General features: G+C 55.9%; 22 protein-coding genes. 15 read left to right on the top strand and 7 right to left on the bottom strand.

Annotated features, from left to right (window positions below):
- Positions 1 to 102 precede the first annotated feature (102 nt).
- Positions 103 to 2,178 carry a polyphosphate kinase 1 gene (ppk1, locus tag GGR27_RS02390; protein ID WP_168035788.1) on the bottom strand — a complete coding sequence of 692 codons (2,076 nt, stop codon included), beginning with the start codon at positions 2,176 to 2,178 and terminating at the stop codon, positions 103 to 105.
- A 140-nt stretch (positions 2,179 to 2,318) separates the two neighbouring features.
- Between ppk1 and GGR27_RS02385 the strand changes: the two genes are divergently transcribed.
- The 3 genes from GGR27_RS02385 (at position 2,319) to GGR27_RS02375 (ending at position 4,760) form a co-directional block, all read left to right on the top strand.
- Entirely contained in the window at positions 2,319 to 2,876 is a 558-nt protein-coding gene (locus GGR27_RS02385) for a hypothetical protein (RefSeq protein WP_168035787.1), read from the top strand.
- 161 nt (positions 2,877 to 3,037) lie between these two features.
- Positions 3,038 to 3,985, top strand: coding sequence for a citrulline utilization hydrolase CtlX (gene ctlX / locus GGR27_RS02380; RefSeq protein WP_168035786.1), 948 nt, complete (start codon positions 3,038 to 3,040; stop codon positions 3,983 to 3,985).
- The gene (locus tag GGR27_RS02375) at positions 3,978 to 4,760 is read left to right on the top strand and encodes an enoyl-CoA hydratase/isomerase family protein (RefSeq protein ID WP_168035785.1); all 783 of its coding nucleotides are present in this window, start codon (positions 3,978 to 3,980) and stop codon (positions 4,758 to 4,760) included. The genes ctlX and GGR27_RS02375 overlap by 8 nt, the downstream gene beginning before the upstream one ends.
- 121 nt (positions 4,761 to 4,881) lie before the next feature.
- On the opposite strand, the gene GGR27_RS19935 is transcribed toward GGR27_RS02375, so the two are convergent.
- Both GGR27_RS19935 and GGR27_RS02365 read right to left on the bottom strand, forming a co-directional pair.
- Positions 4,882 to 5,778 (bottom strand): FKBP-type peptidyl-prolyl cis-trans isomerase, encoded by an 897-nt coding sequence (locus tag GGR27_RS19935; protein WP_245184371.1) that lies wholly within the window; start codon positions 5,776 to 5,778, stop codon positions 4,882 to 4,884.
- A 5-nt stretch (positions 5,779 to 5,783) separates the two neighbouring features.
- The gene (locus GGR27_RS02365) at positions 5,784 to 6,812 is read right to left on the bottom strand and encodes a DHH family phosphoesterase (protein WP_168035784.1); all 1,029 of its coding nucleotides are present in this window, start codon (positions 6,810 to 6,812) and stop codon (positions 5,784 to 5,786) included.
- Positions 6,813 to 7,069: 257 nt separating this feature from the next.
- On the opposite strand from GGR27_RS02365, the gene ribH reads away from it, so the two are divergent.
- The gene (gene ribH, locus GGR27_RS02360) at positions 7,070 to 7,591 is read left to right on the top strand and encodes a 6,7-dimethyl-8-ribityllumazine synthase (protein ID WP_168035783.1); all 522 of its coding nucleotides are present in this window, start codon (positions 7,070 to 7,072) and stop codon (positions 7,589 to 7,591) included.
- A gap of 164 nt (positions 7,592 to 7,755) precedes the next feature.
- On the opposite strand, the gene GGR27_RS02355 is transcribed toward ribH, so the two are convergent.
- Complete coding sequence (locus GGR27_RS02355; protein WP_168035782.1) at positions 7,756 to 8,577, bottom strand: PorV/PorQ family protein; 822 nt, start codon at positions 8,575 to 8,577, stop codon at positions 7,756 to 7,758.
- Positions 8,578 to 8,844: 267 nt separating this feature from the next.
- On the opposite strand from GGR27_RS02355, the gene GGR27_RS02350 reads away from it, so the two are divergent.
- The 9 genes from GGR27_RS02350 to GGR27_RS02310 all read left to right on the top strand — a co-directional run bounded on the left by GGR27_RS02350 (position 8,845) and on the right by GGR27_RS02310 (position 18,071).
- Positions 8,845 to 9,471, top strand: a complete 627-nt coding sequence (locus tag GGR27_RS02350) for an ABC transporter ATP-binding protein (RefSeq protein ID WP_168035781.1) — start codon at positions 8,845 to 8,847, stop codon at positions 9,469 to 9,471.
- Positions 9,468 to 10,751: an ABC transporter permease gene (locus tag GGR27_RS02345; RefSeq protein WP_168035780.1), complete on the top strand. Its 1,284-nt coding sequence runs from the start codon at positions 9,468 to 9,470 to the stop codon at positions 10,749 to 10,751. The genes GGR27_RS02350 and GGR27_RS02345 overlap by 4 nt, the downstream gene beginning before the upstream one ends.
- A 286-nt stretch (positions 10,752 to 11,037) precedes the next feature.
- The gene (locus tag GGR27_RS02340) at positions 11,038 to 11,460 is read left to right on the top strand and encodes a hypothetical protein (RefSeq protein ID WP_168035779.1); all 423 of its coding nucleotides are present in this window, start codon (positions 11,038 to 11,040) and stop codon (positions 11,458 to 11,460) included.
- A gap of 151 nt (positions 11,461 to 11,611) precedes the next feature.
- On the top strand, positions 11,612 to 12,421 hold the full coding sequence (locus GGR27_RS02335) for a patatin-like phospholipase family protein (RefSeq protein ID WP_168035778.1): 810 nt from the start codon (positions 11,612 to 11,614) through the stop codon (positions 12,419 to 12,421).
- A gap of 329 nt (positions 12,422 to 12,750) precedes the next feature.
- Positions 12,751 to 14,310, top strand: coding sequence for a GH3 auxin-responsive promoter family protein (locus GGR27_RS02330; protein ID WP_168035777.1), 1,560 nt, complete (start codon positions 12,751 to 12,753; stop codon positions 14,308 to 14,310).
- A 51-nt stretch (positions 14,311 to 14,361) separates the two neighbouring features.
- Positions 14,362 to 15,213: a M90 family metallopeptidase gene (locus GGR27_RS02325; protein WP_168035776.1), complete on the top strand. Its 852-nt coding sequence runs from the start codon at positions 14,362 to 14,364 to the stop codon at positions 15,211 to 15,213.
- Positions 15,214 to 15,301: 88 nt separating this feature from the next.
- On the top strand, positions 15,302 to 16,267 hold the full coding sequence (locus GGR27_RS02320; RefSeq protein ID WP_168035775.1) for a hypothetical protein: 966 nt from the start codon (positions 15,302 to 15,304) through the stop codon (positions 16,265 to 16,267).
- A gap of 95 nt (positions 16,268 to 16,362) precedes the next feature.
- Positions 16,363 to 17,553, top strand: a complete 1,191-nt coding sequence (locus GGR27_RS02315; RefSeq protein ID WP_168035774.1) for an ATP-grasp domain-containing protein — start codon at positions 16,363 to 16,365, stop codon at positions 17,551 to 17,553.
- 101 nt (positions 17,554 to 17,654) lie between these two features.
- Positions 17,655 to 18,071, top strand: coding sequence for a DoxX family protein (locus GGR27_RS02310; protein WP_168035773.1), 417 nt, complete (start codon positions 17,655 to 17,657; stop codon positions 18,069 to 18,071).
- A gap of 940 nt (positions 18,072 to 19,011) precedes the next feature.
- Here GGR27_RS02310 and GGR27_RS02305 read toward each other — a convergent pair.
- Positions 19,012 to 20,682, bottom strand: coding sequence for an AMP-binding protein (locus GGR27_RS02305; protein ID WP_168035772.1), 1,671 nt, complete (start codon positions 20,680 to 20,682; stop codon positions 19,012 to 19,014).
- Positions 20,683 to 20,930: 248 nt separating this feature from the next.
- On the opposite strand from GGR27_RS02305, the gene lysA reads away from it, so the two are divergent.
- On the top strand, positions 20,931 to 22,196 hold the full coding sequence (gene lysA, locus GGR27_RS02300) for a diaminopimelate decarboxylase (RefSeq protein ID WP_209037860.1): 1,266 nt from the start codon (positions 20,931 to 20,933) through the stop codon (positions 22,194 to 22,196).
- Complete coding sequence (locus GGR27_RS02295) at positions 22,196 to 23,002, top strand: MOSC domain-containing protein (RefSeq protein ID WP_168035771.1); 807 nt, start codon at positions 22,196 to 22,198, stop codon at positions 23,000 to 23,002. The genes lysA and GGR27_RS02295 overlap by 1 nt, the downstream gene beginning before the upstream one ends.
- 5 nt (positions 23,003 to 23,007) lie before the next feature.
- Here the strand turns inward: GGR27_RS02295 and GGR27_RS02290 are convergent, their stop codons facing one another.
- Both GGR27_RS02290 and GGR27_RS02285 read right to left on the bottom strand, forming a co-directional pair.
- A complete protein-coding gene (locus GGR27_RS02290; RefSeq protein ID WP_168035770.1) occupies positions 23,008 to 25,695 on the bottom strand; it encodes a TonB-dependent receptor in 2,688 nt (895 codons plus the stop codon).
- Positions 25,696 to 25,793: 98 nt separating this feature from the next.
- Complete coding sequence (locus tag GGR27_RS02285) at positions 25,794 to 26,549, bottom strand: GLPGLI family protein (protein ID WP_168035769.1); 756 nt, start codon at positions 26,547 to 26,549, stop codon at positions 25,794 to 25,796.
- Between the last annotated feature and the right edge of the window lie 204 nt (positions 26,550 to 26,753).

The following is a 26,753-nucleotide window of genomic DNA, read 5'->3' as shown; positions in this document are numbered from 1 at the left end:
GCTCGAATTAAATTACCTCGCCTACCGCCTACCGCCTACCGCCTACTGCCTACTGCCTACCGCCTACCGCCTACCGCCTAAAATCCTACCGCCTAAACCCCTCTACTCCTCCACCTCCTCCTCCATCATCGCCACCAACTCCCGCTTAATCATGTGGTAAGTCTCCTCCTGCGCCCGAATCCTCAAATCACCCCCGCCGCGGAAATAAGTGTTCATGCGCTGGTCATTTAACAACCGCGATTTAGTGTTGTCCTGCAGCTGAATATTGATGTAATCCAGCACCCGATCCCGAATGGCCGGGTCGAGGATGGGGAAGGTCGTCTCGATACGGTGACTGAGGTTGCGCGTCATAAAGTCGGCAGAGCTCATGTACAGTTTGTCCTCACCCCCGTGGTAAAAGTGAAAGACGCGGGCGTGCTCCAGGTAGCGATCGACAATACTGATTACGTGGATATTTCCCCTGAGCCCGGGTTGGTCCGGCACCAAGCAGCAAATACCCCGGATGATAAGCTCGATCTTGACGCCGGCCGCCGCCGCCTCGTAAATGATGTCGATCATGGTCGGGTCCTGCAGGCTGTTCATCTTCAGCATCATGTATCCCTGCCGCCCCGCTTTAGCTTCGGCGATCTCGAAATTGATGAGTTCTTCCAGGCCGTCGCGTAGGTTGAACTTGCCGACTTTAAGGTACTCGAAGGGTGTCTCCGGTGCCTGGACGTGCTCCAGGTAAGTGAACACGCGGGAGACTTCACTCGTGAGGCGGGTATCGGCGGTAAACACGCCAAAGTCGCTGTAAATCTTGGCCGTGTCCTCGTGGAAGTTGCCGGTCGCCAGGTAACAGTATATTTCCTGTTCGCCTTCGTGAATCCGCCGTACGAGGGCTAGTTTCGAGTGGACTTTGACGCCCGGGAAACTGTAGGCGACGTGCACGCCGGCGGCTTCGAGGCGTTCGCCCCAGCGCAAATTAGCCTCTTCGTCAAAACGCGCTTTGACCTCGATAAATACGCTTACGACCTTACCGGCCTTAACGGCGCGAATGATCGCCTTCATGATTCTACTCCGGCGCGCCACCCGGTACTGCACGATCTTGATGTGCGTCACCTCCGGGTCGTCGGCCGCGGTGTCGAAGAAACGGATGACGGACTCGTAACTCTGGTAGGGCACGTGGAGCAAGTGGTCGCGCTGGCGGATTTCGCCCCAGAAGTCGCTCGTGTCCTCCAGGGGCGGGTAGGGCAGCGGCGGCTGGGGTTGGTTCTTGAGCTTGGTCAGGCCAAAATCAGGAAAGCCGAAGAAATCGAAGTTGTTGTGGTAACGCCCTTCGGCGAGGACGTCGTAGCGGTCCAACTCGAAACTGTCTTTGAGATAGCTGAGTAGTTTGGGGACCATCGTGCGGTCGTAGACGAAGCGGCTAGCGGGGCCAACGTGGCGGCGCTTCAGACTGGTCTTAATCTTCTCCAAAAGATCACCGCTAAACTCATCATCGATGTACAGTTCCGCATCCCGAGTTAATTTGATGCTGTAAGTGTCGTCGATGTTGTACCCCGGGAACATCCAGCTGACGGAGTGGCGCACAATGTCGTCGAGCATGATCAGCGTGCGCTTGCCGTCGGTGTCGGGGAGTTCGATGAAGCGGGGCAGGTGGTCGCTGGGAATTTTGACGATCGCGTAAGCGAGTTCCTTCGACTTCTTCTGGTGCATCAGGATCGAGAGGTACAATTGCGCGTTGTTGAGGAACGGGCGCACCATGTCTTTGACCAGCAGCACGGGCTGGACGTAGGGCAGCATGTTTTCCCGAAAATAATCCTCCACGAACGCGCTCTCTTCCGCGTTCATCTCCAGGCGCCGCTTGAGGTGAATGCCGTGGCGTTGTAACTCCGGAATGATCACTTTTTCGAAGATCCGACTGAACTCCGTTTGCTGCCGGTTGACGATCCGCTGAATGTTCTTCACGGTATCCTTGGGGCTGATGTCCAGTTCCTTCTTAGTCTTTTTCCCTACCCGCAGCAGGTTGCGGTGGTTCGCCATGCGGACGCGGAAAAACTCGTCGAGGTTCGAGCTGTAGATCGCCAAAAACTTGATGCGTTCGAAGAGCGGCACCGAGGGGTCCTTCGCTTCCTGGAGGACGCGGTGGTTGAAGGACAGCCAGGAGATGTCGCGGGGGATGGTGGTGTATTTGCTCATGCTTTGGACTCGTGGGTAAGGGAAATTTTTTGGCGCGGGCGCGGGTGCAAGGTAATCAAGACGTAAAGATGATGGGTGGATTCAGGTAATTTCAAAGCAAAAGTACTTTATGTTTGAAAGTTGATTCGTATTCTTGCAGTATGGAAGTAATCGTAGTCTCGTTGTACTTAGTAGTGTTCCTCGGTATTTGGTCCGCTGTTGCTAGCGTGGCTGCGCTGTTGCTGCACTGGTTCCTGGACTTCAAAAAACTAAGCCCCGGCTTCCGTCCCTTAGCCGTGCTCTGCTTTGTGCTGACGCCGGCGCTGATTTGGCTGCTGAGTCTGTTCAGTACCAAAATGATTGTTACTAAGGGAGACATCTACGGAAACTACGTGATCGACCGATCCCTGATTCCCGGGCCCGCTGCGGACTGGCAGTACGCTAAGTACACTTTCAGGATTTTCCGGAATAACGAGCTCGTCTTTACCGAGTGGAAGAATGATGGGCATCACAAATCATGCAAGATGCCCATAACTATCATCAAGTCTCACCCCAACCACCACCTAAAAATCTCACCAAACTCAGCCTGTCACCACGTCGTTGCCGAATCACCGACCATGTATCGCGGCATATGGAATTTCACCTACGTGTTCAAGTCACATCACTACGGTAATATGTTCTTCCGCAAGGTCCGCTGGTGGGAGTTCTGGTTGCGGTAAGCCTTGCTCTCCACCAACGATCCTTGCCTCCGCGAAGCGATAGCGAGTCCCGCACTCAGTCGGGACGTCCGCGCCCAATGACTCACGACCGACGGACAATCCAAACCTCCCGGAAAATTTCCGCCAACCCAAACTATCTTGCGGCCCTAACCCAACCGCCAATGACCAAAACCAGCCCCCGCCAAACCACCAACCACGTTCTGATGGTCCGCCCCCGCCACTTCGCGATGGGCAGCCCCACCCACCTGGACAACGCCTTCCAGGAAATTGCTCCACCCGAACACCAGCGCGGCATCGCCGCCGCCGCCGTAGGTGAATTCAACACTTACGTAGCTGCCCTGCGCGGCGCCGGCATCCGCGTAACCGTAGCGGACGACGATGAAACCCTCGTCACCCCCGATTCCGCCTTCCCCAACAACTGGTTCAGTACCCACGCCGACGGATTGCTAGTAACCTACCCCATGTTCTGGCCGCAACGCCGGATCGAACGGCGGCAGGAGATTCTCGACTTATTAGATCAGAACCACGAGATCAACCGTACGCTAGCCCTCGAACACTGGGAAAATGCCGGCCGCTTCCTCGAAGGCACCGGATCGCTCATCCTCGACCGCGTGAACCGCGTGGCGTACTGCTGTTTTTCCGAACGTGCCACCGAGGCCGCCATCCACGACTGGTGCGCGGCCATGGACTACACCGCGGTCACCTTCCACGCCGTCGATCAGCGCGGAACCCCCGTCTACCACACGAACGTGATGCTGGCCATCGGCAGTGAAGTGGCGGTAGCCTGTTTCGACGCCGTCACTGATTTAACGGAGAAAGAAAAGCTTACCCAAAGCCTGACCAAGGCGGGCAAACGCTTACTTGGCATCAGCCAGGCACAGATGGACCAATTCGGCGGAAACATGCTCGAACTGCACAACGAGCGGGGGCCAATTTGGGTAATGTCAGCCGCGGCCCACCAAAGCCTCGACGAAGCGCAGCTCGAAGCCCTCGGCGCACCCGTGCTGCACGTTTCCCTACCTAACATCGAGAAGTACGGCGGCGGTAGCGCGCGCTGTATGATCTCGGAAATCTTCTTACCCGATAAAAAAACCACCGATCATGAGTAACTACCAAAATGTAATCGTAGCCGTCGAAGCCGGTATCCTGCACGTCACCATTAACCGCCCGAAAGCCCTCAACGCACTGAACCAGCAGACGATGCGGGAACTGGAGCAGGTCTTCGGTAAAGAATACAAAGACAGCAAAGAAATCACCGGCGTGCTGATCACCGGCTCCGGCGACCGCGCCTTCGTGGCGGGTGCCGACATCAAAGAATTCATTGGTGTCGCCGCGGAAGGCAGTGGCCGCGAAATGTCGGAAATGGGGCAGAACGTGTTCTTTCTCATCGAACGCTTCCACGTGCCCGTGCTGGCTTTAATCAATGGTTTCGCCCTCGGCGGCGGGTGCGAACTGGCGCTGGCCTGTCACCTACGCGTTGCGGCGGATACCGCTAAGTTCGGCCAACCCGAAGTCAACCTGGGTATCATCCCCGGCTACGGCGGCACACAACGCCTGAACCAGGTAGTTGGCAAAGGAAAGGCTATCGAACTAACCCTGACGGGCAACATGATCGACGCGCAGGAAGCCCACCGGATCGGTTTGGTCAACTACGCACTACCGGCCGCAGAAGCCAAAGCCAAAGCAATGGAGTTACTCAGCACCATCGCGACCAAAGGACCCATCGCCGTCCGCGAATCCATCAGCGCCATCAATGCCTACTACGCCGGCAGCGATTTTGCGGCGGAAGCGGAAGCTTTCGGTATCGCCAGCGGTGCGGAAGACTTCGCGGAAGGAGCGGCGGCGTTCGTCGAGAAGCGGAAAGCTAATTTCAAAGGAAAGTAGGCTTCCAGCTCTTATAACTTTGAAGTGACCTATTCCTGCTTAGCAGAATTACGACTAGCCACCAATCAAAAATGGCCGCCAACATCCTTGTTGACGGCCATTTTTGTATAAATTTAATCGCTCACTGAACTTCCTCCAGTTCTACGTAGAATGCCAATTCGCTGTTCGCCGGGATACTGCCGTCGGGCGTACCGTTGGCACCGTAAGCGAGCGCGGAAGGAATGAAGAAAGTAGCCTTGTCCCCTTCTTTCAACAGCGCGATGCCTTCGTCCCAACCCGGGATCACCGAGCCCGTACCGAGGCGGAAAGGAATACCCTGGCCGCGTTCGAACGACTGATCAAAAACGCTTCCGTCTTCCACCAGTGCACCGATGTACTGGACGACCACGCCCTGGCCGGCCTGCGCCTGCGCACCGCTGCCTTGCTCGTGGACAATGTACTTCAAACCACTCGCCGTAGTCTCCAACTGATCGTCGAGGTCACCGGCGTTGTACTGCTCGATGACGCCTGCGGCAAAAGTGTTCCGTTCTTCACCACGGGCGATGATGATGCTGCGACCCGCTTCCATTTCGGCCATCTTTTCGTCGCGGCGGATTTCGAATTCTTCTTCGGATAAGATCTCGAACGGCTTGACCGTGTAGAAGGTAACGGTATCGTTTTCCATACCGGGCGCGCGCTGCCGCGGGTCCACGATTTTGACCTGCACGGTCGCGGAATCACCGACGCGCATGTAGCGGATGATGTCTTCCACGTCACCGACGTCCTCCGTATCCATGGCTACGGCCTGGATCATCGGCAGGTCGCCGCCCGTTGCGTAGGTGCTGAAGAGCGTGCTGTCCGTTTGAGTCTTGATGGTGGCGTTGAAGCTCACGTAGTCGCCGGGCTTGACGACGGGGCCGTCACCGGACTTGAAGATTTCGAAGGTGCGGCCGAGTTCGGTCGTCATTGTTTCGCCACCGTCACTTTCGCAACCGGTAAATAAAACGCTGGCCAGCAGCGCGAGGGTTAGAATTCGCATAGTTATCAGGTATTAAAATTGTGGTACGCCGTGTCGATTTCCTGGGCGTAATCGGGTAACAGATTTTTGAATTTATTGATCGTCGTGCCGAGGGGGGCAAAGCTTACCCCGCCGGAAGCATTCTTGTGTCCGCCGCCCCGGAAGTGGGCCTTGCAGATCTGCTGCACGTCCATCTCGCCCTTCGAGCGGATCGACATTTTAACGATGGTTGGCTGCTCGTGGATGAAGGCTGCAATCATCATTTTTGGCATCCGGAGCACGTAATTGACGATGCCCTCCGTATCGCCCCGTTTGATGTCGAAATGCTTGTAGTCCTCCTGGGTCAGCCAGATGATGCCGGTCCGCAGTTCGGGGTCGATTTCCATACGGTTGGCCAGGCAGTGGCCGAGGATGCGGAGCTGCTTTTCCGTCATCGTGTTCCAGATGGAATCTTGGATCTTGTAGTCGTCCGTCCCCGCCTCGATCAATTTCGACACAATCCGGAACAGTCTGGCCGAAGTTGCGTAACGAAAGCCACCCGTGTCGGTCACGATGCCCGTGTAGAGGCAGTCGGCGACGTCCCGCGTCACCCAGCCGGCGTGACCGAGGTCGTCCATGAACTGGTAGATCATCTCGCAGGTGGAGCTGAACGACGTGTCGGAGAAAATCTCGTCCGCGATCGGTTCCGGATACATGTGGTGGTCGATCATGATGCGCGGCCGCTTGTCGTTGTCGAGCCCGGCGGATACTTTATCGATGCGGTCAAAGCTATTCAGATCGAGGATAAAAAACAGTCCCGCCTGGTCAATGGCCCGGCGCGCGTCCTCCGTCTCGTCGTCGTAGATAACGATGTCGCTGACGGCGGGCAGGAAACCGAGGAAATCGGGGTAGTCCGACGGCAGCACGATTTTCACGCTGTGCCCCTGGCTTTTCAGGTAGTGCAGCAGGCCGAGGCTGCTGCCCACGGCGTCACCGTCCGGATTGCGGTGGCTCAAGATCACGATGTCTTTCGGGCTGGCGAGGAGGGATTTTACGACGTCAAGATTAAGCTTCATGCGGGCGGGGTGGGGTTCGAGCGCGCAAAGCTACGGTTTATTTGGGTGGGTGCTAAGTTCACCCAGCCCCGCGGGTAGTTGCTTTTTCGGAAACGGTAACAACCAGTTTCTGTGGGAGAGGGCGGGCGCGGTCGTGGAATGCAGGGGTAGTGAAGTAGGAGTGGGGGGAGTGGGGCAGCGCTTAAGGGACCGACCCCAAGCCGGCAACCAAATGACCGCCCCGAACGTACCTTGCCCAACACAAACCCCCGAACGACATGGCCTCCGCCCTCAAGAACCTCAGCACCTACGACGAAACTAACATCCCCGACGCCACCGAACTGAAATTCGGCGTTGTGGTAGCCGATTGGAACAAGGACATCACCCACGCCCTCTACGAAGGCTGCCTAGAAACGCTCACCAAGCACGGTGCCCTCACCGATAACATCCACGTGATCCAGGTGCCGGGCACGTTTGAGCTCCCCGCCGCCGCCCGCATGATCGCCACCCGGGAAACGCTGGATGCCGTCATCTGCATCGGTTGCGTCATCAAGGGGGAGACCCAGCACGACGAATACATCAACAACAGCGTCGCGCAGGGGCTCGTCAACCTCAGCATTGCCACCGGACTACCGTATATTTTCGGCGTGCTGACGCCCAATACCCACCAACAAGCCGTTGACCGGGCCGGTGGCGAGCACGGAAATAAAGGTGTTGAAGCGGCGGTGACTGGGATCCGGATGGGGTCGCTGTACAAGGAATACGGTAAGCGGAAGAAGGGGATCGGATTTGGACGGTAAGACTGCAATCAACGCGTCGTCCTGGCGCGCGTGAATGGATGCTTGGTCGATGCGCCGTGAGGGCGCATCGACCAAGAAAGTATACCACACCACACCACACTATACTACACCACGCCGTGGGGTGTTGGCGACTCCACTGTGCAGCTGCGACTGCTGCTGAGATTTCATTGCCCCAGCCACCGCATGCCAAACCCAGGCCGTAGTCCCAGCACCTCGTGGTAAACCGACCCAATATTCAGCTCAATTCCCGGACCGACCACGTACCCGACCCCGAAACTAAGTTCACTAGCCTCCGTAGCCACGCCCAGTCGAATCCTAATCTGTTCCGCCGGCAGGTATTCCAAGCCCGCCCGAAAACGCACGGGGTGGTCCGTATCCTGGTGCGCTTCCAGGTTGAAGGTGAGTTGGTCGGTCGGTGTGTAAGTAGCGCCGATGGCGAGGATTTGGGGTAAGTATTCGTCCGGTAAGCGCTCGCTGCGGAAGGGCGAAAAGATGCGTGCGCCGACGGCGAGGTCTTTGATAACTTGTAACCGAGCTCCTAGCCCGAACGTCACGTTGAAAGAACTGGCGTAGCCCTCCGTACTGGTCGTGAAGCCGTGAAAATCTGCGCCGATGCTCAACTGCTCGGTGATCTGCCGCCCGTAGCTAAGCCCCAGGCGGTTTTCCCGGTAGCCGTCGAAGCCGAAGCTGGCCAGTTGCACGCCAAACCCACCGAAGCCCGTCCCGTAAGTAACCCCGGCGTTCGCCACGGTAAGCTCGCTGATGCCCCAACGCTGCTCTGCACCCGCGCCCGCGCCCACCTCCCCCTTCCGCAAGGCACCGAAGCCCGCCGGATTGGTCCACAAAGCATCGAGACCGGTAGCCGCCACGCCCGTGCCCCCCATGAACTGGCTGCGCGCGTCGAAAACGGGGATGACGCCGTCCTGCCCGTGGAGGTTCGTGATGAGCAGTAGAATAACGGAGAACAGAAAAAATCCGGAACGCACGGGGAGGTTTTTTTGTGAAGATAGGAATTGATCCAGCACGTAAGCCTCATCCCCAAAAAATCAAAATAAATGAGAGGGCAACACAGAAGCACATAAAGAAAATAATTACGTTTTTAACGACGCGCTACATTTGTTGCTTCTTTCTTCTTTTGTGCTTTATGTGATAAAAGTCCAAACAAAAGATCGTGAATGAGCGGTTGCCGCTGAGTATCATTAAACAGTAGACATCACCGACCCGCCCATCCTTACCGTAACTTGTCGTCCATAATGCTCCAAGCCCAAGACCTTTCTTATACCTACCCCAACGGCGAAACCCTACGCTTTCCCGACCTGACTTGCGCCGCCGGCGAGACGCGCCTATTGCTCGGCAAATCCGGCTCCGGAAAAACAACTCTACTCCAATTGCTGGCCGGACTGCGCAGCCCCGCCACGGGCAGCGTAGAGATTGACGGAACGGCGGTAAACACCCTCACCGGCAGCGCCCTGGACCGTTTCCGCGGGGCGAAAGTCGGCATGGTTTTCCAAACCGCCCACTTTATCCGCTCCGTCAGTATCCGCGACAACCTCCGGCTGGCCCAAAGCTTGGGTGGTAAGCCGGTCGACGACCGGAGGATCGAGGAACTACTAACCGATCTGGACGTAGCGCACAAAACACACGCCTTCCCCGCCAAACTGAGCGTGGGGCAGCAACAGCGCGTGGCGATCGCCCGGGCGGTCATCAACCAGCCCGCCGTCATCCTCGCCGACGAGCCGACTTCCGCGCTCGACGACGACAACGCCCTCCAAGTGCTTACCCTGCTGCAAAGCCAGGCCGCGGCCGTCAACGCGGCGCTCCTCATCGTGACGCACGACAACCGCCTCACTTCCGCCATTGCCAACCAAACGACGTTATGAACATCCTTTCGCTGGCCTTCCGCAACCTATGGTATAAACCACTCACGGCGCTGCTGAGCGTGCTACTTTTCGCGCTGTCCATCGGCCTGATCGCCCTGTTGCTGAACCTGCGGGCGCAGGCGGATGACCAGTTCGACAACAACCTCGCCGGCATCAACTTAGTGGTGGGCGCGAAGGGCAGTCCGCTCGAGCTCGTCCTGAACAGTATGTACCACGTCGGCTACCCCAACGGGAATATTCCGCTGGGCAAGGTGAAAGCCTTTTTTAATCCGCAGCACCCGATCGTGGAGGCGGCCGTCCCGCTGTCTCTCGGCGATAGCTACCTGGGGTACCGCATCGTGGGCACGACGGCGGATTTAATCGACTGGTACGGTGGCGTTCTGGTGGAAGGAAAGGCGTTTGCCAAAGACTTCGAAGCGGTCGTGGGTGAGGAAGTCGCCCGTAAGAACGGCCTGCGTATCGGTAGCACCTTCCGCTCCAGCCACGGGATCATCGACGAGGGCGCGGACCGCGTGGAGCACGACGGTGAGTTCGTCGTGACGGGGGTTTTGGCAGCCAGCGGTACCGTGCTCGACCAGATCGTGCTGACCACCAACCAAACCTACTGGCATTCACACGAGGCGCACGACGCGGAGGGTGGCCACGCGGGCCACGACCACGACCACGCGGCACATGATCACGATCATGACCACGCAGAGGTGACCACGCTAATGGAGGAAGATCCGGAAAAGGAAATCACGAGTATTCTCGTCCGTTACAAGAACCCTAGCTCTTTTCAGGCGCTCAGCTTTCCGCGGAACATCAACGAGAATACGGATTTACTAGCGGCAAACCCCGCTTACGAGATCAGTGAGGTGCGCCGTCAGTTCGATACCGGGCAGCGGCTGCTGGGCGTGCTGGTTGTTGCGATCACCATCGTTTCGGCCCTCAGTATTTTCATTTCGTTGTTCACTTCCCTGCGGGAGCGGCGCTACGAGCTGGCCCTCCTGCGCGTGCTGGGGGCGGGGCGGCCGCGGCTGTTCGCGCTGATCGTGGCGGAGGGGCTGATCGTGGCCGTCATTGGGTACGGCCTGGGGATTCTACTCGCCCACGCCATCCTTACTTTGCTGGCGGCGGACATCAGCGGGGAGTTTCGCTATTCGCTTGACGCCTGGCGCTTCTTGCCGGAGGAATTTTGGTTGCTGGCCGGCGCCGTTTTGTTGGGCTTGGTCGCGGCAATCATCCCGGCCATCCAGGCGGCGCGTACGGACATCGGGGAGACGCTGACGGGGGAAGGGTAGGGCGTGGTCGTCCCGACTGATTGCGGGACTCGCAATCGCTTCGCGGATGTGGGGGAGGTGTGTAAGGCAAAGAAGATTGGGCGTGCGGACGAACGCTCGGGCCGCTCATCAGTTTTTGTGGTAACTTGATGGTACGCACGCTGCGGAAGTAATCTCGTCGAGGGTTGGCGCATCAGTCAACTGCTTACCGCAGAGATTACGATTCCGGTCTTTCGTAACCCACCTTGTGGTAGTGTACACTCCGCACTTGTTTTCTTCCAGAAATTCACTAATAAAAGACGTAACCATGGTAATCGGTGATATTTTCGACGCGGTGAAGGATGGTTTGGGTGATTTGGTCGATACCGTTGGCGGTGGCGCGGGAGAAAAATCTTTGGCGATCATCGACGACTGGCTGGAGATATTTCCGGCACTGGCGCAGTACAACCTCGAACTGACGAGCTTTTCCCTGGGCCTGGCCATCAGTCCTTCGCTCAACGTAGAGTTGGTGGGCAGCCACGCCGACTGGTCGGAAGAAAACATCGCCGAGCGCCTCGCGCGGCACCAGGGAGAACGAGCGATTACGATGGTGCTGACGACCATCCGGACGGCCTACCGGCTGCACAAGAAAACGCAGGCGGCATTGCGGGAACCGTTGATCCTTAAAGTTATCGTCAAAGTCCCGCCGGTGGTGCGGGTGGTGCTGGGGCAGCCGATTCTGGAAGATTGACTCCGGTAGTGTCACAAATACATGGCACTCTACGCATAAATCCGGCATCCACCCCGGTAGCTATCGGGGCACCCCTGCGACTTAACTTTTTCCTAACGACGGTGCCCGCGAAGCGAGCAACAAAGCCACCCCGGCGCTTGTCTTCCCATTCGTGAACAAGGACAACCCCATCAGAATTGGACTAACGCTTTCCGGCGGAGGCGCCCGCGGGGCCGCCCACGTCGGCGTCCTGCGTGCGCTACTCGAAAACGACATCGTTCCGAACAGAATCGTGGGTGTCAGCGCCGGTGCGATCGTCGGGACACTCTACGCTGCCGGACTGGACCCGGATGAGATGATGAAAGCCGTAGCCGCTACGAGCCTGGTGAAGTTAGTTCGCTTCGGTATCCCTACTACCGGCCTCACCAAGCTGGATTACCTGGCGGAAAGAATTTTGGAAGTGCTGCCGAACGACTCTTTCGACGACCTGCGCTTCCCCCTGCACATTGGCATCACCAATCTAAATTCCGGTCAATTAGAATTGCGCAACAGCGGTTCGATTTCCGACATCCTGGCCGCCTCCTGCTCCATCCCCTTCGTCTTCAAACCGGTACTGGTGGACGGTAATCACTGCGTTGATGGTGGCGTCATCTGCAACATGCCCGTGACGCCGCTACTGAACGATGCCGATTTCATCATCGGCAGTAACCTCATGCCCTACGGTATGCTGCCCCCGGCGGATACGGGTACGGTGATCAATATCGTGTGGCGATGTTTCGATTTGGGGATTATGTCCAACACGCTGCCCAGTCTCGATCTCTGCGACATTGTCATTGAGCCTTCTTTGCTCAATTCCTTCAATATCTTTAGCATCAACCGGCTCACCGAACTGCACGACGTCGGTTACGAACATACGCTGAGCAGAATCCCGGCCATCAAGAAGACCCTGGCGCTGAAGAAGGATTTGTTGCGGCAACTTTAGCGTTAGCTCGGGGCTCGTTGTGAGTGTTCTTTCGGGGCAAGGGCAGTACAATTGCACTAAAAACTAGACGGGCCAAGGCCACCGATTGAGTCGTTTATCTAGTAAGGCACCGCTGCGCAATTTATCCGGCACGTAATAATTTAGAACGGCCCGGCTTTGTCGGTCCGGCAGCAGTGTTTAGAAATTGATCTAATGGGTGCAGACGAGCGCCGCGCCAGTACGTTCAGCGGTGCATCTATCTGACTACCGCCAAACATCGTGCGTTGCGAAGCCTTACATTAGCGAGGGAATAGTTTATACTACTCTAATTCTCCAGCAGTCCGTGTAGATTGCAAACCGACCATCCGTCCAGCACGCCCCGCCCCATGCTCAAAGTCGTCAACACACTATTCCGGATCTACATCGGGCGTTACCGGCGGGAGTTGCGGGAGCACTACGATAACCCGGTGAGAATTCAGCAAGAATTACTACGCGACTTACTCGCCCGCAACGCCAAAACGGCCTTCGGGGTGGAGCACGGATTCGACCGGATATTGAGAGAACCCGACACCTACGCTGACCGCGTCCCAATCAGAACCTACGAAGCGCACTTACCCTACCTGGACCGTGTCCTCGGGGGCGATCGGCAGGTACTGACGGCCGACGAACCCGACTGGCTCGCCACAACGAGCGGGACCACCGGCGCGCCGAAATACCTACCGTATTCTAACCACGCGGTGCGGGAAATTCACCTGAAGGGCAGCTGGATGAGCCTGGCTTGCCTGTACGAAAAAGACCCGGAGATTCAAGTTTTTAATAAAAAAAACCTGTTAATCGGCGGCGCTTTTAAGGGTATTCACGCCGCGAGCGGTCTGCGGCAAGGTGATATTTCGGCCATCATAATCCAGTCCATCCCTAAGGTGATGCGCTCGTTTTACATTCCCGATCTCGACCTAGCCACCGAGGTCGACTACGCGACTAAGATTGAAAAGATCGCTCAACTCGCCGCCACCGAGCCGGGTATCACCATCCTGGGCGGCGTCCCCACCTGGAACCTACCGCTGTACCGACGAATCCTGGAAATATCCGGTGCCAAGAACATGGTCGAAGTCTGGCCCGACGCACGGGTTTTCAAACACGGTGGCGTGAACTTTGCGCCGTACCGGGAGCAATTCGAGCAGCTGTTCCCACGCGAGGATTTCATCTTTCAGGAAATCTACAACGCCACGGAGGGTTTCTTCGGCGTCCAGGACAAGGACGATCTGCGCACGATGTTGTTAATCCTCAACGCCGGTGTGTACTACGAATTCATCACCTGGAAAAATTACCAGCAACAGCACTTCAAAACCGCCGTCTCACTTTCCGGCGTCACTACCGGGGAAATCTACGTAATGATCATCACCACCGAAGCCGGTTTGTACCGCTACCCCATGGGTGACCTGATCGAGTTTACTGAAACGGACCCCTTCCGCATCCGCATCCTGGGCCGGACGCAGGAGTTCATTAACGCCTTCGGGGAAGACCTACTCCGCTCCGAAGCCGAAGCCGCCTTACTGGAAGCTTGTAAACAAACCGGCGCGCTCGTCCGGGAATTCACCGTGGCCCCGGTCTACATTAAGCTGGACGGTAAGGGCCGCCACCACTGGGTGGTCGAGTTCGAGCGAGCCCCCGCAGATTTCGACCGGTTCAACGACCTGCTCGACGTGGAGTTGCAAGCAAGCAATTACAACTACAAAGCTAAGCGCAGTAACGACTACGCCATCGGGCGGCACAGGCTGACGGTCGCACCGGACGGGTTCTTCCGCGGGTGGCTACGGGCGCGCGGCAAAGAAGGCGGGCAGCACAAGGTGCCGCGGCTGGCGAATCACCGACGTTTTCTGGATGATATTTTGGCGCGAATTAATGAATGATATTTAATGCGAAAAAATGCACACCGGGGCCGCAGCGATTGTTAGGGAAATATGACAAAGTATATTGCTATTGCAGTAGTCGTTTGCCTCATCGCTTTTGCGGTATTCATACTCTACTTATTCCGAAAGCCAGTATTAAAGAAACTCAAACCCTTCCCCCGGAAATGGCGCGTGTTCCTCAACCAGCGCGTACGTTTCTACCGTAATCTCGATAAAAAGGAGAAGAAACGGTTTCAGCAGCGGATCCAGCGTTTCCTCAATAGGGTGACCATTACTGGCATTGAAACGGAGGTGACCCTCGAAGACCGGCTGCTCGTTGCGGCCAGTGGTATCATTCCTACGTTTGGGTTTGAAGCCTGGAACCATTATCCCCGCCTGAAGGAAGTGCTCCTTTATAAAGGTAATTTCAGCCGCGGGCAGTTTGGGCTCAAGGGTGATGATTCTAGCGCAAGTGGTATGGTGGGCGGCGGTTTCCTTAGCGGGAAGCTATTGTTGTCGAGACCTTCGCTGGAACGCGGCTTCAAAACGTTCGGGCCGGATAACGTCGGTATCCACGAATTCGTCCACCTGCTGGACATGGCGGATGGTGCCGTCGATGGCGTCCCCGAATATTTCTTGGAAAATACTTACGTCCTGCCGTGGGTAGAAATGATGCGGTCCGAGATGGAAGCGATTGAGCGGGGGCGTTCCGACATTGGCGCTTACGCAACTACGAATAAAGCGGAATTTTTGGCCGTTGCCTCGGAGTACTTCTTCAGCCAACCGGATAAATTTGCGGAAAAGCACCCGAAGATTTTTGCGCTGATGGAGGAGATTTTCGAGCAGGACCTCGACGAAGACGGAGGAATCGGGACCGTCGACGGGAATGACATTCTTAGTAAAATTGTGCAAGAAAAGAATTGAAAGCCAGGGTTAAATTTGGGTTAACACGGTGCGTGTATGTTAATAGTCTCGGCGGGAGAGAATAGATTGGATACATAAGTCCATTCTCATGCAACACTCATTTATCTTTTTAATAGTCATTTTGTGTACGACGACCCCGTACGCGCAGGAAATGCAATCCGGCACCCTGGTGGCAACCATTGAGGGCGGGCAGTACTTTATTGAGATTTCCACCGCCAAATCTTACAATCGCCACCTGTACGTTTCGGGGGAGGTGTACCTGAGTCAACCCGATCGCTACGCACCGAGCCAGCGCATCGCGGGGGATTCACCGGACGACCTACGCATCGTTCTGCAACACGTCGACGGGTTACGGGCGGAAGGTTGGGTACTGCGGACGGTCACTAACGAAACTACGTTCGCGGACGGGGCACCCGCCAACAATTTAATTGCCGCCACGGCGCGTCGCTACGTTTACTTTTTCGACGTCCCCCCCGGGGCCATGCCCGCCGCCTCGGAACCGAACGAAATGTCGGTGGTGCACGAGGTGAAACGTGCGCCGGTTCACGCCAGTGATGCCGTGCGCCGGGTACAAATACTACGGGACCGGGCGGGTACTGGCTACCTCAGGATCGCTAAATTCGGTCAGGGGACTTGGTTTGAAATTGTCGAAATTGTCGACGTGCCCTTGTTAAAATTAAACGATGGGTTTACCATAACGGACGTTGAGTACGTGGGTAACGCACTGAGTATTAGCACGGCTTCGAAAGAGTCGACGTGCAGTTATACGTTCAAAGAGATAGGTAAGAAATTAGTGCTTCGTGAAGTACGGTATTCCCTGAACCAGGGGGGCGCGGACGCGGGGTGCAGGGTTAATGAGTTCTTCGTGCGGTACGGGCCGTACGAACGGACTTTCATTTCCGGAAGCGTTCCGCCGGGTGCCTGCCCGCTGGGGAATAGAGATAGAAACACTTTTTCCCTGCGCGTTGATCCGGAAGTCATTTGGATCGACGACTTGCGCCCCGGCGAAATGACCATCATGGTCGAAAAACCTCGCCTTGCCTTGCGGTTTTAGGGTTAAGCCGAACACACCGGGTAGGTAGGCGCGTTGCCGAGGGGAAAGGGCCGGCCAACAATTCATTTCCGTACCTTGGACCCAGACAGCCACCTATGATTCCCGAACTCCGCAGACAGTACAACGATCTATTTACCAACGAAGCTTACCGCGCCATGCTGGACTGGATGGGGGGGCAGTACGGTGAGAGACCCGAATTTCACATCGCTGAAACACCGGTTTTCGTGCCCAATGAACTGCGGGATCAACTCCTCGAAGCTTGCCAGGAAATCATGGCGTTCGTTACGCGGCCAGACTTCGCCGAGCGGGCCAAAAAGGCCATCCCCGCGGGAGAGAATGTACCCGGCCAGGATGAGCACCCGCTGTTCATCCAGCTGGATTTTGGACTCTGCGAGGGGGAAAACGGCAAAATAATTCCCCAGCTAGTCGAAGGCCAGGGCTTTCCATCGCTGTATTTCTTTCAGTACCTACTCGACAAATGCTACCGTAAGTTTTTCCCCGTCCCGGAAGATTTTACCTGCCGCTTTAACGGGTACGATGAGGCGGGGTATCTCGATCTGCTGCGCAAATGCATCCTCGGAAACCACGCAAAGGAGAACGTTATCTTGCTGGAAGTAGAGCCCAGAAAACAAAAAACGCGCGTCGATTTCACCGTCACTTGCGCCGAACTAGGTATCGAGGAAGTGTGCATCAGTGAAGTGGAGCGCGATGGCGATAAGCTATATTACCAAAAAGACAGTGCTCGCACCCGCATTCACCGCATCTACAACCGTGTCATCTTTGACGAACTCAAACAACGGCCCGACCTGAAGCGAAGCTTTAACCTCACGGAAGACGTCGACGTCGAATGGGCCGGTCACCCGAACTGGTTTTTCCTGCTGAGCAAGCATTCTCTGCCATTCCTGAAAAGTAAGTACGTTCCGGATACCCAGTTCGTGAGTGACCTGACCGAAGTGCCCGCCGACCTCGAAAAATACGTGCTCAAACCGCTGTACAGTTTCGCCGGGGCCGGGGTCAATCTGCACCCGACTCCGGAGGCAATTGCCGCGGTGGACGACCCGACGCACTATATTCTCCAAAAGAAGGTCAAGTACGCCGAGATAATCGAGACCCCCGACGGCCCGGCCCGAGTAGAAATGCGGCTGATGTTCGTGTGGCCGGAAGATAGCGCGGAGCCCATTTTGGTCAATAACCTCGTCAGAGTTTCGAAAGGAGAAATGATCGGTGTGCGCTACAATGCGGGTAAAACGTGGGTGGGTGGTGCTATTGGCTACTTCAAGCCCTGAGTGTCGAGACCACAGGCCGCAGACCGCAGACCGCAGACCGCAGACCACAGACCAAATACCACAGACCACCAGACTAATACCCATATCCGTACCTTCGCTCCATGAAAGATATCTTCGATCTGGTCGGGCGCGTTCTCCTGTCCTTCCTCTTCTTTTTCGAGGCTTATGACTACTTTGCCTACGAACGACTCAACAAGGAAGCGATGACCATTTACGGCCTGACGTGGAACCAGAATTTCTTTCTCTACGTCGCCATTTTCTTCCTCATCGTCGGTGCGATTACCCTGCTACTGGGCTACCGGATGCGCCTGGGGGCCATTCTGTTGCTCATTTATTTCATCCCGCTCACGTTCATCGTGCACGACTTTTGGACGGAAATACCGGGAACCGATGATTATCGCCTGCAGAGTATTTTGTTCATGAAGAACGTAGCGATCATCGGTGGCTTACTCATCGCGGCAACGCATATTTCTGGTCGCTACCGAATCCGTAGAATTTTCGCAACGACTAAAGTGTAGTGGTATCAGCAACACCTCTAAATCTACCACTAACTGCGTAGGTTAGAAAGTTGCGAGATTAGGGGCCCAATTAGGGTGGGGAAACATCTATTTTTTCAGAAACACATAAAAAGTTTACGTATGTGGATTTGTTGTCGTAAATTGTGGCAACAACAAAAACTTAGCCAGTCACTTTTTGTGGCGTATTACTTTAGATTCCCATCGATTTAACGAGCAACAGATGCTGGTTGCTTCTATTTTAGCATACTCAATTCGTATTCCGTACACACTGTCTTCCAACTCTCTCACTGAAACATAAGTTATTTTCCGAGCTACGGCCATCGGTGCGTTCAGTCGTACCTCATTGGCCGAATAGTGAGTGAGTTTTGGTATATTTCGTATGAACAACAACACAACGTTTTCCATGCTGCACTACGCTACAAATCGGTCTTGATCTGACCGTCGAGACATTGTAACTCCAATGTTATAATACTCGCAAAGAAGTTTTTTTGAAGTAGGTCTTGATGGTCGGGTTTGAGAGGACTCGGCCATCCATTATTTATACCCCCTCCTCTCTCCCTTTCTTTTTAGAAGTACGATCTACCCACTAATCGCGTAGATTCATACGCCTACCACCATCGCCGTAGCGACATTAAATCTGGCGGTTAGGTACAGTCCTAGTCTTAGCTACTCGCACTGAGCTAAGTAGGTATCGACGAAATACCTTAGCTAAGTATAAGCTGAGACGCTAGCTTCCAGTCTTATCCTAGTCACATTTGTACTGGTCTTCGTCAATAAAATCCACGATCTCCGAAGTGACTGGCGCGGCTAAACGCTGGTCTACCTTTGGTGCTACATCGTGCTTACTACCTCAACTATCACGAAACCTTTGTAAGTCCGGCCAGTAACCCACCCCGAAGAAGCAGCGGAGCTAAAGTCATAACACGCGCTAAACACGGGTTTAATCCATAAATATCACCTTACCGCGGTTCTGGCTCCATTCGCCCAATTGATCGGTGTACCGCTCGTGCACCTGCGTTCGCTTTACCTTGAGCGTCGGGGTCAAGAGCCCGTTCTCTACGGTAAAGTCCTCGCTGGTAACGACAATCGCCGCAATCTTTTCGTGCCCACCGAGATCGCCGTTGATCTCTTCTAGTTTGCTTTTGAGTCCACTCAACACGGCATCCCGCGACCGCGCATCCCCAGTTTCGCTCAGTGTAGCGACCAGCACGGGTTGTGGTTGGCCGAGCCCCAGCAGGCACAACTGCTCGATGTCGTTGATCCCCGCGAACTTGTCCTCGATGGGTTGAGGAACGACGTATTCGCCCTTGGCCGTCTTAAACGTATCCTTAACGCGACCGGTCAGGTACAGGAAACCGTCTTTGTCCACGCGGCCCTGGTCGCCCGTGTGCAGCCAGCCACCGGCCAGCGTTTCGGCCGTTTTCTCGGGGGATTTATAATAACCCACCATCGTGTTGCTGGAGCGTACCAACACTTCGCTCGTCTCCGGGTCGATCTTGCACTCCGTGCCCGGCAGCGTTTGACCCACCGAGCCCTTACGTTGCTCTTCCGCGTCGAGCATGTGCCCCACCGCACCGTTCTCGGTCATTGCGTACGCTTCGGAGATCGGGATGCCGATGTGGCCCCACCAGTCCTTCATTTCTTGGCTGATGAACGCTGCGCCGGAAACGTTGCGGCGACTTTTATCCAGACCGAGGCCGCCACGGATTTTGCGCCTCACGTACCAGGAGATTAACGGGATTTTGAGCAGCGTACTTAGTTTCTCCTGTGGCATTTTCTTGAGGACGCCCTGGCGAAGCTTGGTCCAGATGCGCGGGACGGCGAAAAAGAAGGTCGGCGAAGCATCCTTCAGGTTGGCGGCGAAACGGTCAATGCTTTCGGTGAAAAAGATTTCTCCTCCGTGCGTGAAGCACATCATTTCAATCGTGCCGCGCTCTGCCACGTGGTTCAGGGGTAGGAAACTGAAGTAGCGGTTAGCCCCGCCGTAGTCAGCCCTGAGTGGGTTACGATCGTAGAGGTTGGCCATCAGCGCGATCTGGGTGGCGTAAGCAAGCATAACGCCCTTGGGCGTGCCCGTCGTGCCGGAGGTAAATATGATGGTCCAGATGTCATCGTCGTGCGGGGTCGGGTCGGTGGTTAACTCAGGTGACGTACTGATGATGTCCGACCACTTTTTGCCCCTTTCCACTTTGTCGTTGTCTGCGTAGGCGGGGAAGGAGATAACGGGCATGTCGGCGGGGACGCCACTCTTCATATTCTCCCAAACTTCCAGCTTACCGACGAACAAGGCATCTACGTCCCCCAGCTCCAGGACTTCACCGATCTGCTCACCCGTCAGGGTGGGGAAGAAGGGGACCGATACGTAGCCGGCCATCATAATGGCCAGGTCGGCGATGATCCACTCGCGGCAATTTTTGGAAACGAGGCCGATGTGTGCTTTCTCCCTCAGGTTGAGTGACTGCAAGTGGTGGGCGACCTTACGCGCCATGGAACCGACCTCCCCCCAAGTATAGGTCTCCCATTGGTCGCCGAATGGCTGGTGCAAAAAAGGGTTGTTGGGGTTGGCGGCTGCTTTTTCGTTGAAGCTTTCGAGGCAAGTCTTGTCGTACATGGCCGCCAAGATAGGAATTCAACCGCGGACGAAACGAAGAACTTTTTTGCGATAATCAAACACATAATGCACGTGGCGACCACCCGTGCAAAATATTATCCGGTCCTACGCGCCGGCTATCCCAGAACGTACCAACACAAAGGTTTCCGGGTCGTGACCCGATCAAACCAAATCTCCTATCTTTGCGTCATAAGGCCTCTAAACGGCTTCTTCTGACCGTACTTTTCCCCCAGCCAACCTCCTTCCTTATGTTGCAATTGACCAACGACCGTTACACCATCGGTGGCGTGGATGCGCTTTCCATCGTGGAGCGGTTCGATGCCCCCATTTATGTTTATGATTCGGCGACGATGAAACGCCAGTACGAGCGGATGGAAGGCGCCTTCAAGCAAGTCAAGCGGCTCCGGATCAACTACGCCTGCAAAGCCCTGACGAATCTCAACGTGCTGCGGTTGTTCCGCGGCCTGGGCAGTGGGTTGGATACCGTATCCATTCAGGAGGTCGAGCTGGGCCTCCTGGCCGGTTTCGATCCCCACGATATTCTTTTCACGCCCAATTGCGTGAGCCTGGCCGAAGTAGAAGAAGCGGCCGCTAAGGGAGTGCGACTCAACATCGACAATATTTCCATCCTGGAGCAATTCGGCACCCTGCACCCGAGTGTGCCCGTTTGCATTCGGATCAATCCCCACATTATGGCGGGTGGAAACTCTAAGATTAGCGTGGGACACATCGACTCTAAGTTCGGGATCAGTATCCACCAGGTTCCGCACGTGCTGAAGGTCGTCAAGGCGCTCGGGATCACCGTCGAGGGTTTGCACATGCACACGGGGTCGGACATCTACGACGCGGAGGTTTTCATCCGCGCGGTGGAGATTCTGCTGACCGCCGCGAGTGATTTTCCGGATTTGGATTATCTAGACTTCGGGTCCGGTTTCAAGGTAGCCTACAAAGAAGGTGGCATCGCCACGGACATCGAGGAACTGGGCGACAAGCTTGGCCGCAGGTTTAATGAGTTCTGTGGCGACTACGGCCGGGAGTTAGAACTCATGTTTGAGCCCGGTAAGTTCCTGGTCAGCGAAGCGGGTTATTTCCTCGTCCGGACGAACGTCGTCAAAACCACCACGGCGTCCGTATTCGCGGGCGTGGATAGTGGCCTGAATCACCTCATTCGGCCCATGTTTTACGAATCCTACCACCACATCACCAACATCTCAAACGCGGGAAGTAAAAAGCGTATTTACAACGTCGTCGGGTACATCTGCGAGACCGATACCTTCGGCGTCAACCGTCAACTGTCCGAAGTGCACGAAGGCGATATTTTGGCCATGGCCAACGCGGGTGCCTACTCCTTCATGATGGCGAGCAACTACAATAGTCGCTTCCGCCCGGCGGAGGTGATGGTGCACGACGGGGAGGCATTTCTCATTCGCGAGCGGGAGAACATGGATGATCTGCTGCGCGGGCAAGTGGCCATTCCGTCGTTAGAACGCAGCACGCACGAAGTCGAAGCATAATGAAAGTTTACGCTCTTTATCGCTACCCGGTCAAGAGTCTGGGCGGTCAGTCCGTCAGTGAACTGGTTCCCCAGCAACGCGGATTTCAGGACGACCGCAGGTGGATGTTTACCGACACCAGCGGCAAATTCATCAGTCAACGCAACAACGTTCAACTCGCCCGTTTCAGCGCGGAAGTCGTGGGGGACACGCTCTCGTTTTTCGACGTTCAGTCGGGTGAGCAAGTGGGCGCGGTCGCGGGTGCCAGGGTGGTTGGTGAGAAAAGCGAAGTGACCGTGTGGGACGATACCTTCCCCGCTACGGAAATCAAATCCGAAGCCCTCTACGCACTCACGCGCAAGCTCGGCGTGCCCGACGCAAGACTGTTCTACATGGATGCGGGCGACGAGCGCCCGGTCGACTCCCGCTACGCCCGCCCGGTCGAATCCGTTTCCTTCGCCGATGGCTATCCCTACTTGGTTGCCACAACCGCTAGTCTTGAATCTCTGGCCAGTCTACTCGATGAACCACAAATCGATATGGCGCGCTTCCGTCCCAACATCGTCGTTACTACGCGGGAAGCCTGGCTCGAAGACAATTGGGCCCGGTTGGACATCAACGGTCACCAATTCCGCCTCCCGAAACCCTGCGCTCGCTGCATCATGGTCACGCACGAACCCGGCACCGGCGACCGCGACCTACGCGTCCTAGCCACCCTAAACCAGCACCGCAAAGTTGACAACAAGTTGCTGTTCGGCATGAACGCCTGTTGGGAAAGCGGAACGGGTCTGCTGCGGGTAGGCGACGTTGTGAACGTGATTGATTAACTCGATTACAACTTGTAAAAGAAGGTTGCCAGGAAGTAACGACCGAGGCTGTTGGAAGTCGTCTCGGTGGTCACGAACTGCCCCACGTTTCGATCGATGACCGTATTCTGATCGAATAGATCGGAACCGGTAAGCTTTACGTAGTGGCCCGCTTTCTTGAACGGACGAATCTCCAAACCAAGCCGCATATCCGCAATCGTCTGCTGTTCGGAAAAGTCATTGGCCGCGTAAATATTGTAGCCAAAGCGCGTCTCGAGCCGCCAGACCGGATTGAGTTCCAGCGCAAAGTCGGCGCTCAGGTAGTGAATGGTTTGCATTGTCGTGACGGTTTCGACGTCCTCAAAGCTGTTGCGCAGGTTCGTGAGGTCATACCCGATAGTGAGGTAGCTGTCATCATTGAGCTCCGTAGTGATGTCTATATTTCCGGATAAGGTGAGATTTGTATTTGTGCGGTCAAGTCCATCTACGAATCCCTGCCCCTGGTTGTAGTTGGTGCTGAACCCCATTTCCGTCTGTCCGTTAATGAAAGCCATCCCGATCGTGCCCCCGAGGTAAAAGTTGGCACTGTAGGCGTGGCTGACGTTGATCGTCCTAAATATCTGCTGACCCTCCGTAAACGTGACTTCGTTACCGAACGCATTGTCGGTGTAGCCTACATTTAAGTTGACGTTACCACTGAGCGCGCGGAACTGATCGTTGTACCATAAGAAAGTCTGGAAATTGGTGGATTGAGCCGGCGTCAGGCTAGAGTTGCCCACCGACACACGTCCGTTGATGCTGGGCTCGGCGATGGTTTGCAGTTGCTGAATGCTGGGCTCCCGTACGCTGGAACGCAGCCCGGCGCGGAAGTAGCCTTTTTCCAGACGCTTACTGTAGCTGGTGTAGGGAAGTAGGTAGTTAAAATTGCGGACTGAATTTACGTCGCCGGATAGTGCCAGGTCGGCCCGCTTGTAGTTAGTACCGATGTCAAAATTTCCGCCCGATTCGAAGCGGTAAGTAAAGCCCAGGTCCGTATCGAACGTTTCCCAAGTGCGTTCCAGGAGGTTCTTCGTCGTATTCTCGTTGAAGTTGAAGCGGTAGTCGCCTTCGTCGTCATCGATGGCGTACCCCACGCCCCCGTCCAGCGACCATTTATCGCCGAGAGGTTCTCCGTACTGAATGCTGCCCCCGTAATTAAGTGAATTAGTCAGTCGAGTCTGCGTCTGCCGGCCGTTCACCAGAGCACCCGGGATGGCCAGGTTGCCATCTTCACTCAGACCTATCGTGGCCAAGTCGATGTCCCGCTGATTTTCGCTAAAACCAACGTTAGCGTTCACGCCCAGGGTGCGGTCCACTTCCGTACTGAGTTTAGTATTGTACCGCGCATTCATCCGCCCGTTCGGCTGGTCCACGTTGCTAATGTTGTTGACGGTAAATTCTTCCCCGCCCCGCCCGGTGTTTTTGACGACGGTGTTGGAATTGTTCGTGTTGTCCCCGCCCGTCAGGTTAAGGTTGCCGTTGACCCGAATCCGGCCGAGCGTATCCAGTTTTTGCCGCAACTCGAAGCCAAAGCTGTGGCGGTAACTATTGGCGCCGTTTACTTCGTCCGTGGAGATAATCCGATTATCGTTTGCCCGGTTGAAGGATTGTAGGCTAGAAGTGAGCTGGGTCTGCTGGCGGTCGAAGAGCGCGTAGTCCGCGGTCAGCTGCCCGTCCTTGCCGAGCGTTTTACCGAAGTTAAGTCCGGCGGCAATGCTGCGGTTCTCCCCGCTTGCGTCTCCGGCCCGTTGGAGACCTTCGTCGCCGCCACCGCCGTTACTCCACCACGACCCGCGGCCCCGCCCGGAAGAGCCGTTGAAACCACTGATTTCGTCGCCGCTAAAGCCTACCCGGTTAATGTTATTGATCGTTCCGAGCACGCCCCACTGGCTGGCGTCGGAAATGCGAAAACCCTTGCCTCCGGCCTGGTAGCGTTCTCCCGTTCCGTAGCCCCCGTAGACGTCGCCGAATACCTTCGCCTTAAATTCTTCCTTGGTTTCCAGGTTAACCGTGATGTTCTCCACACCGTCGTCGACGCCGGTAATTTCTTCGGTATCGGTTTTTTGGTCGTACACCTGGATGTTTTTGACGGCCTTCGCGTCGAGGTTCTGCGTCAGCAGGGTAGTGTTGCCCCCGAAAAATGGCTTGCCGTTGATCATCACTTCGCTAATCGGTCGGCCGCGCCAGGTGATCTGGCCGCTGGCGTCGACCGTCATGCCCGGCAGGCGGCGGAGGAGATCTTCCACCACCGCATTCTCACTTACACCGAACGCGCCGGCGTCGTAAAGCATCGTGTCTCCCTTCATGCGGATCGGAATACGGTCGGCGGTCACCTCGATGCCGCTCAGGAGAAAGCCGGCTGGGTAAAGTTTAATTTCGCCCAGGCCCAGGTATTGATCGTCGCTGGTCAGTTTCAGCGGCATGTCCGGGCGTTCAAAGCCGATGAAGGAGACCCGTAAAAGGTAATCTCCGGTCGGTACGTCCTGCATGCGGAATACGCCCTTGTCGTCCGTCGTTCCGAACGCCGTCAGCAGGCTGTCGGAGGAGCGTAGTAAAATGGCGTTGGCTCCGGGCAAGGTCGTGCCGGTAGAATCGATCACGGTGCCGACGATTTCAACCTGGGCGAAAAGCGGAGTACCGCACAGCAGTAGCAAAAGGGGTAGAAGGTGTTTCATAGTGTGGTACGTCAGTGGGTAGAAAAAGCAGAATAGGCCCGGTGTGCGCCGTTGGCTACCGAATTGAAAGCCGCTTAATAGTGGAATACGTCAAGTATTTAGTCCCGTCCGCGGTCCCAGCCCCGTCGCCGCCGTTCCTGTGCTTGTTTAGCTCGGGTCATGTGTTTGTCGAATGCCTTGCGGGTGATCACTTTCGCATCATCTGGCTTCAGGATGTTTAGACCCTTCGCGTTTGGCGCCATGGTGCTCATCGTGTACTCCGTCGCGCTACCGTCGCTCTGTACTTTGAGGTACAGGATCGCGCCGGGCAGGCCGCCGTAACCTTTGGGGCCGATGGAGAGCGGGATGCTCTCGGTGAAATAGGCCGTGAGCGTGTCGCCGTCGGCGGTGATGGCGGTGGCTAGTTGGGTCGGTAGGGGTAGCTCCTTCATGCCAACCTTCATGTTAGCGATGTTCCAGGAGGGTGGGGTGTAGGCTTCTTCCAGGATGAAGGCTTGGTCCATAATGCGGCGGCGGTCCGTGCGCGTAGAGTCCTTGACGTTCACGTAGTACACCTCCGGGTTCTCCCCCATCCGGGCCATCCAGCGGTTGCGGCCGGTTAATTTGCTGGCGTCGACCGGGAGTTGCTGGTAGCTAAACTCCTCCTCGTTAAAACTAATCTGGCCCGTCTGGTCGAATGCGCCGGAAGCCATTTCCGCTTCCAGTTGTTTTTTACGCGCCGCGTCCATCCAGTCTCCGAAGTCGAAACTGCGGTGCTCGGTGTAGTTGATGGTCCCTGAAGATATTTGGGCGCTAAGGCAAAAGGAGACGGTGAGTAGCAAGAAACAACTGACGGTGCGTAGGGTAAAATTCATGGGTAAGGTTTAGACAGTAAGGTAAGTCAGGTTCGTATTTTTTTGTTGCGTGTTCAACGTTCGTTAACAGGGTAGTACTAATAGGTACGCTTCCGTCGGTAGGTTAGCCCTTTCGGCCTTCTAGTTATGGCGCGGTCGCGGGTGCTGGGTTGTTTTGCTTAAGAAGCAAAGCGCCTTTGCCCACAAATGTAGGTCGACCGTCTC

The sequence above is a fragment of the Neolewinella antarctica genome (assembly GCF_011927835.1).
In the GTDB taxonomy this organism is placed as follows: domain Bacteria; phylum Bacteroidota; class Bacteroidia; order Chitinophagales; family Saprospiraceae; genus Neolewinella; species Neolewinella antarctica.
The sequence above is the reverse complement of the archived record's forward strand: the minus strand, read 5'-3'. Positions and strand labels throughout refer to the sequence as shown.

Excerpts from the sequence above, each read along its gene's own strand:
- ppk1 (WP_168035788.1), bottom strand. The coding sequence starts at position 2,178 with ATGAGCAAATACACCACCATCCCCCGCGACATCTCCTGGCTGTCCTTC.
- GGR27_RS02385 (WP_168035787.1), top strand. The coding sequence starts at position 2,319 with ATGGAAGTAATCGTAGTCTCGTTGTACTTAGTAGTGTTCCTCGGTATT.
- ctlX (WP_168035786.1), top strand. The coding sequence starts at position 3,038 with ATGACCAAAACCAGCCCCCGCCAAACCACCAACCACGTTCTGATGGTC.
- GGR27_RS02375 (WP_168035785.1), top strand. The coding sequence starts at position 3,978 with ATGAGTAACTACCAAAATGTAATCGTAGCCGTCGAAGCCGGTATCCTG.
- GGR27_RS19935 (WP_245184371.1), bottom strand. The coding sequence starts at position 5,778 with ATGCGAATTCTAACCCTCGCGCTGCTGGCCAGCGTTTTATTTACCGGT.
- GGR27_RS02365 (WP_168035784.1), bottom strand. The coding sequence starts at position 6,812 with ATGAAGCTTAATCTTGACGTCGTAAAATCCCTCCTCGCCAGCCCGAAA.
- ribH (WP_168035783.1), top strand. The coding sequence starts at position 7,070 with ATGGCCTCCGCCCTCAAGAACCTCAGCACCTACGACGAAACTAACATC.
- GGR27_RS02350 (WP_168035781.1), top strand. The coding sequence starts at position 8,845 with ATGCTCCAAGCCCAAGACCTTTCTTATACCTACCCCAACGGCGAAACC.
- GGR27_RS02345 (WP_168035780.1), top strand. The coding sequence starts at position 9,468 with ATGAACATCCTTTCGCTGGCCTTCCGCAACCTATGGTATAAACCACTC.
- GGR27_RS02340 (WP_168035779.1), top strand. The coding sequence starts at position 11,038 with ATGGTAATCGGTGATATTTTCGACGCGGTGAAGGATGGTTTGGGTGAT.
- GGR27_RS02325 (WP_168035776.1), top strand. The coding sequence starts at position 14,362 with ATGACAAAGTATATTGCTATTGCAGTAGTCGTTTGCCTCATCGCTTTT.
- GGR27_RS02320 (WP_168035775.1), top strand. The coding sequence starts at position 15,302 with ATGCAACACTCATTTATCTTTTTAATAGTCATTTTGTGTACGACGACC.
- GGR27_RS02315 (WP_168035774.1), top strand. The coding sequence starts at position 16,363 with ATGATTCCCGAACTCCGCAGACAGTACAACGATCTATTTACCAACGAA.
- GGR27_RS02310 (WP_168035773.1), top strand. The coding sequence starts at position 17,655 with ATGAAAGATATCTTCGATCTGGTCGGGCGCGTTCTCCTGTCCTTCCTC.
- GGR27_RS02305 (WP_168035772.1), bottom strand. The coding sequence starts at position 20,682 with ATGTACGACAAGACTTGCCTCGAAAGCTTCAACGAAAAAGCAGCCGCC.
- lysA (WP_209037860.1), top strand. The coding sequence starts at position 20,931 with ATGTTGCAATTGACCAACGACCGTTACACCATCGGTGGCGTGGATGCG.
- GGR27_RS02295 (WP_168035771.1), top strand. The coding sequence starts at position 22,196 with ATGAAAGTTTACGCTCTTTATCGCTACCCGGTCAAGAGTCTGGGCGGT.
- GGR27_RS02290 (WP_168035770.1), bottom strand. The coding sequence starts at position 25,695 with ATGAAACACCTTCTACCCCTTTTGCTACTGCTGTGCGGTACTCCGCTT.
- GGR27_RS02285 (WP_168035769.1), bottom strand. The coding sequence starts at position 26,549 with ATGAATTTTACCCTACGCACCGTCAGTTGTTTCTTGCTACTCACCGTC.